The organism is Chamaesiphon sp. OTE_20_metabat_361 (assembly GCF_031364565.1).
In genome coordinates this window covers 1-5,648 of sequence record NZ_JANLWO010000207.1, presented here as the reverse complement: position 1 = coordinate 5,648, position 5,648 = coordinate 1, and the positions used below count along the sequence as shown (strand labels likewise).

Genomic DNA, 5,648 nt, shown 5'->3' with positions numbered 1-5,648 from the left:
AATTTGGCAGTTAAACCACTCCAATCCTTGAGCATTCTCAATCCCAACAAGGCAACCTCATTAGCTGTCTGACTCAATCCCGTCATTTCACCATAACTTAATGGTGCTTGCGGATCGAATTTAAACTTACCATTGTGGATTTCAAATAGTTTGCAAGTTGCCGCAATTACTTGAGAATTAAATACTAATGTTAATTGCTCGGCATTGACAACATCTATCGACTTGAGATAGGTACCTAATGGTCGATCGAGCGATGCGATCCGCGTTCTTAATCCGACCACTTGCTCTACGGAGAGCCAGCGGCGTTGCTGCATTAGATCGAGCAAGCTCTGATGCTTTGCACCAGCAGCATCGGTGACAGACATAATGCGTCCACCTTCAAAGGCAAGATAATAACCACTACTAAAAGAGCGTCCCGAAGTATTTTCTGGCACGAGTGATAGTAATCCAGTCTTATTGCCCTCTTGGACGAAATGAAAGATTTCAGCTAATGAATATTCTGATAAATAGCCAGCTAAGGACATTTATATCTCCAACATATTTACGAGTTAGTGGATATCTATTTCTTGAAAATATATAAATCCACCAAGGAAAGTGTATCTAGATAATATTGAATATCGATTGTCTTTAATTTACTTCAACTAATTTAGATATATAGAGTATCTGAATGCTTGAAAAAAACAATCTTTTATCGCACTTTTAGTAACGACAACGGACAGATAAAAGCGAATATCGATAAAGATATTCGCTCCCAATTCATCATCGCTGGCAAATTAATTATTAATTATTAATTAATTGAGTGCCGCTTTAATTTCATTGACGGCTCTTTTAATATCGAGCATCAATAAACCTTGCTTAGCAGACTGGTTTGCCAATACGAGGAAGACCGCATCATCGCCACAACCCATGAGAATGCCATAACCATCAGCACCCTCAACCATGATCTTTTCGACACTACCACGGGATAATTCTTTACCGATACGCTCGCCGAGGGAGAGCATCGCCGCAGACATTGCCGAAGTCCGTTCTTCATCCATCGCACCGGGTAGGCTAGAGGCTAATGGTAAGCCATCGTGGGATACCAAGGCTGCACCTTGGACATCCGCAGTACCCGAAACAAAGTTCTGTAAAATTCCACCGATCGTACTTGTGCCCATGATTTTCTCTGTAATAATTGATGTGGTTAGGTTGATAATTGAATCCCGATCGATCGAGACTAGATTTAGAGAGTCGAGAATTCAAACACGTCGTGAGTACCGCCGCGCAAGACGGATTCGGTATGCACACCACGTAGTTTCTTGCCAGTGGTTTCACTCAATGCACCCCAAACTGCACCCAGCGTGAAAGTACATTTGCGATCGGAACCTTGAGGTTCGCCAGCAGAACAGACAGTTTCCGAACAATAAACTTTGTAAATATCGCCTTCTTGGACGATTTTATCGACAGCAGTCAGGTGGGTACCATTAGCACCAACTGCTTCGTTTAATTTAGCGGCAATGACACTGAGATCTTCAGTAGAACCGGATAAACCCAACTCTTTAGCAAGGTTTTTACCGCGTTCGCGTCCGGCGGCAATCAAGGCGATTGCTGTAGCTTTTTCGCCTAAAGCTTCTTCCATCCCAGTAATCACTGATTTGAAACAAACAATGCTACTAAATTGACCCAAGGTAGGGCGATTTGCGAGTGTATTAGACATAGGTGGAGATTTTGCTTAACTAATGAATTAATTCTTGGTTACGATCGCCGCTCAATTAGTCACCGTTTAGCCTGAAAATTAGTTAATCGGGTAATTTTGAGGAACTGAACCTATACACCATCTAATATGCCCATTGAGGAGCTGGATGTAACAGGATCTTCAAATTAAGTCTTTTGTTTCAAGAATCCCATTAATTTGCCCAAGAACGAATTGGAAACCGGACTAGGAACATTACTATTACTAGCAGCAATAGGATCTGGCAGATCGATCGGTTTATAAATATAGGGTTGTGGAACTTCCTGCAACAAACCGATCGTACATAGACGAAAAGCAATCTGCTGAACCTTCTCGATCGACAGTCCCAGCCGCTCGGCAATTGTCTCGATCGAGAGATCTCCTTGAGCTAGATTCCAAACATTAGTTTCTTGACGATCCAAGCGTAATTTTGGCTCGGTTGAAGATAATTTTTGGAGACAAGATTCGAGTGCGGGTAATTTAGCATTTAAACTACTCCAGTCTCGGAGCATTCTCAAGCCTAACAAAGACATTTCCTGTGCTGTTAAACTAATCCCCGTCATTTCGGCATACATTAGTGATGCTTGAGCATTAAAATTAAACCGTCCGTAATGAATTTCACCAAATAGCTTACAGATACTAGCAACTACTTGAGCATCAAAAAGTAATCTCAATTGGTCGGTATCGAGCAGATTACAACCTTTGAGATAAGTACCTAATGGTTGACCCAATCGATTGGCATTAATTGACAAGCCAGTCACTTGTTCGAGTGATAGCCACTGCCGTTGCTCCATCATCTTGAGTAAGCCAGTGTACTCTGTTCCATACCCGTTACCTACAGACATAATTCGTCCGGTTTGGAAAGAAATATAGTAAGCGTTATCCACAGAACGACTCAAACAGCGATCTGGCTCGATCGACAATAGACCAGTTTTGTGACCCTCTTGGACAAAATTAAAGATCTCAGCCAATGAATATTCTGACAAACAACCAGTTAGCGACATTTAGATATCTCCGATATCTGTGAATTTAGGCGGTACGATGCTGAATATTTGGCGAGGGCGATTATTACTAGCAACTTGGAACGGATTTATGACTGCGCGATTACTCGACAGTCGTAAATTCAAATACATCATGGGTATAGCCGCGCAAAACGGATTCGATCTGGATGCTGCTCAAAACTACTCAAGTATTCAGCGGCGACGTGTCCGGCGATCGGTCATCGGTCTGCTAAAATTATTGGTATTTTTAGGTAGCTTCTGGACTAGTATGCCCACGAGCGATCGCTTACTAACAGCAATCCTCAAAAATTCAGATCGGTTTTGGGCAAGACATCGATCCAGCAGGCAATCTCAACGCGATCGAGATTTCCTAATCTCCATTCCTCAGTTAATATATAAATGTAAAGTTATTTATATCCCCACAGATATCGATGGAATTCCTATCACTAGAGACAATCCAGGCGCTGGCAAGTCAATACGGATATCTCGCTGTCTTCGTAGGCATTCTGTTAGAAAATTTGGGAATTCCCTTACCTGGTGAAACCATCACGATCGTCGGTGGATTTTTGGCTGGGAGTGGGGAACTAAACTATTGGTTCGTCCTCGGCTCTGCGGCGATGGGTGCTTTTATTGGCGGGGTGGGCGGCTACTTCGTCGGTAAGTATGGCGGCTGGAAGCTGATCTTAGCAGCGTCAAAAATCTTCCGCATTCAGGAAGTCCAGCTAGAAGAGATTAAAACCAAATTTAGTGAAAATGCCGTTAAAGCCGTCTTCTTCGGTCGGTTTATTCCCCTAATTCGGATCGTCTCTAGTCCGATGGCGGGTGTCGTGGAAATGCCCATCGGCAAATTCCTCGGTGTTAATTTGCTCGGAGCGGTAACTTGGGCATCGGTGATGACGACGCTCGCCTTTTTTGTCGGCAGAATCGTCTCCCTCGAACAGTTATTAGAGTGGGTGAGCAAATTTGCGATCCTGGCTCTGTTCATCGCGAGCGGGTTTATTTTCGTACCGATTTGGTTGGAATCCCGGATTGTCAAAAAAGCTGGCGAAGGCGAATAAGCATTGCTAGTGTCTGCATAACTCATCACTGAAGCCGCCAATAGGCGATCGAACCGATTCACCTGTAAAATTGACATGCAGACCGCAACCGAGTGCCTATGAACTGCCATCAATGTGGAGGAAACATCGACCCAGACGATCGCTTTTGTGAAGAATGTGGGGTGAGTCTGGTGCCGAATCCCAGCTCCCAAGCGATCGCGAATACTTGCCAAAAATGCGGTGCCCCATCAACTAAAATCGATGCCGAGCGTTATTGCATTGAATGTGGCTTTCGACAAGTAGAACTAGCCCATGATACGATCGAACTTCAACCCGCAGCTAATCTAGCCGGGGCAAGCGATCGCGGGCGCAGACACCACCAAAATGAAGACGCGATCGCGCTCAAAATCATCGACCCCGAGACATATATTCTCGTCGTCTGCGATGGCGTCTCCAGTTCCCAGCATCCCGAACTCGCCTCCCAAGCCGCCGTAGCTGCCTGTATGCAGGAGATCGAGACAGCTCTAGCACATAGCGACGATCCATCTACAGCAATCGATCTCGGTGTCGCCGCAGCACTCCAAGCCGTCGCCAAAATCCCGATCGATCCGACATCAAATGTCGATCCGTCTTCCACCACGATCGTGACCGCGATCGTCCGCGATAAGATTGTCACGATCGGCTGGTTAGGCGATAGCCGTGCCTACTGGCTGGCACCCGAAAAGTCCCTCCAGCTCACGCAAGACGACTCCTGGATGCGCGATGCGATCGAGTCTGGTACATATACCCCCGCCGAAGCCGAGGCATCTCCCTACGCCCATGCGATCGTCCGTTGGCGCGGTGCAGATACCGCCGACGATGGGAAACCCAATCTCATCACTTTTAACATCCCCAGTCCGGGCTATCTGCTGCTGTGTACAGATGGCTTATGGAACTACGCTCCCGATCCAGCCTACCTTTACCATACACTCAGACGATCGCCCACCCTCGATAGCGCCGCCATCGTCCGTCACCTCATTAGCTACGCAAATCAACAAGGCGGACAAGATAATATTACAGTAGGCATTTTTGTTACTAACGATCGACCAATTTCTGCATAATCTGTCTCTGTCATCCCCAAGTATTCAGTAATCGTCAAAAACTAGCGGGTAGAGTACGGAAGAAAGTAAGTGCCCGATCGAGAATATTTATCAGATAAAAATCGCGTAAACCTTAGCTGGTGGGCAATGCCCACCTACAAAATCTCTTTTACTGGCTAATACCTAAAGCCTAAAAACCAACACCTAAAGCCTAATACCTAATACCTAATACCTAAAGCCTAAGCCATGTTTACCGCCGAAGTCTTCCAAAATCCTTACCTTCCCCAAGGTGCTAGAGACGTAAATGCCATCATGACAATTAGCACTAGTGCTGATGGGGTGGCAGTTGCAGCACACAGTCAACGCCTATTCGGGATTATTTGCGATACATCTGGCTCGATGGGTGGTGCCAAAATGATTGCCACCAAAGATGCGATCGTTAAAATCATCGAGCTGATTCCTACCGACGCCGCATTTTTCGTCGTCACCGGATCGAGTCGTGCCAAATTACTGATCCCACTGGTTAACGCCATTCCGGAGAATAAACAGCGTGCCATTGCCCAAGTTAAAGAAATTTCCGCAGGTGGCGGGACATTAATGTCTACTTGGCTGCATACAGCTTTGGGTGAATTTACCAAAATGCCCCAAGCAATTTGTCAAGCTTTGTTACTCACCGACGGACAAAACGATCCGAATGATGAGGAAGATTTAGTTCGAGTTTTGGAAGCATCCGAAGGTAAATTTCAGTGCGATTGTCGCGGTGTGGGGACAGATTGGCGCGTCGCCGAACTCCAGAAAATTGCGGCTAAATTATTAGGTA

7 protein-coding genes are annotated in these 5,648 nt (G+C 45.6%); 3 read left to right on the top strand and 4 right to left on the bottom strand.

What is annotated here, in order from left to right; translation table 11 throughout:
• The 4 genes from RMO35_RS05805 to RMO35_RS05790 all read right to left on the bottom strand — a co-directional run.
• The coding region (locus RMO35_RS05805; RefSeq protein ID WP_309739243.1) for a DUF4388 domain-containing protein at window positions 1-524 on the bottom strand (524 nt) is incomplete at its 3' end.
• Between the two features lie 267 nt (window positions 525-791).
• Window positions 792-1,157, bottom strand: coding sequence for a roadblock/LC7 domain-containing protein (locus tag RMO35_RS05800; RefSeq protein ID WP_309739242.1), 366 nt, complete (start codon window positions 1,155-1,157; stop codon window positions 792-794).
• Between the two features lie 65 nt (window positions 1,158-1,222).
• Window positions 1,223-1,696, bottom strand: a complete 474-nt coding sequence (locus tag RMO35_RS05795; protein ID WP_309739241.1) for a hydrocarbon-binding protein — start codon at window positions 1,694-1,696, stop codon at window positions 1,223-1,225.
• 164 nt (window positions 1,697-1,860) lie between these two features.
• Window positions 1,861-2,715, bottom strand: a complete 855-nt coding sequence (locus tag RMO35_RS05790) for a DUF4388 domain-containing protein (protein WP_309739239.1) — start codon at window positions 2,713-2,715, stop codon at window positions 1,861-1,863.
• A gap of 422 nt (window positions 2,716-3,137) precedes the next feature.
• Between RMO35_RS05790 and RMO35_RS05785 the strand changes: the two genes are divergently transcribed.
• The 3 genes from RMO35_RS05785 to RMO35_RS05775 form a co-directional block, all read left to right on the top strand.
• Window positions 3,138-3,770, top strand: coding sequence for a DedA family protein (locus RMO35_RS05785; protein ID WP_396134921.1), 633 nt, complete (start codon window positions 3,138-3,140; stop codon window positions 3,768-3,770).
• Between the two features lie 98 nt (window positions 3,771-3,868).
• On the top strand, window positions 3,869-4,849 hold the full coding sequence (locus RMO35_RS05780) for a protein phosphatase 2C domain-containing protein (protein ID WP_309739234.1): 981 nt from the start codon (window positions 3,869-3,871) through the stop codon (window positions 4,847-4,849).
• 225 nt (window positions 4,850-5,074) lie between these two features.
• Window positions 5,075-5,648: VWA domain-containing protein (locus RMO35_RS05775; RefSeq protein WP_309739233.1), on the top strand; the 574-nt coding region annotated here is incomplete at its 3' end.

What these genes read in the sequence shown, in the direction of transcription:
- RMO35_RS05790 (WP_309739239.1), bottom strand. Translation starts at nt 2,715, where the DNA reads ATGTCGCTAACTGGTTGTTTGTCAGAATATTCATTGGCTGAGATCTTT.
- RMO35_RS05780 (WP_309739234.1), top strand. Translation starts at nt 3,869, where the DNA reads ATGAACTGCCATCAATGTGGAGGAAACATCGACCCAGACGATCGCTTT.
- RMO35_RS05795 (WP_309739241.1), bottom strand. Translation starts at nt 1,696, where the DNA reads ATGTCTAATACACTCGCAAATCGCCCTACCTTGGGTCAATTTAGTAGC.
- RMO35_RS05800 (WP_309739242.1), bottom strand. Translation starts at nt 1,157, where the DNA reads ATGGGCACAAGTACGATCGGTGGAATTTTACAGAACTTTGTTTCGGGT.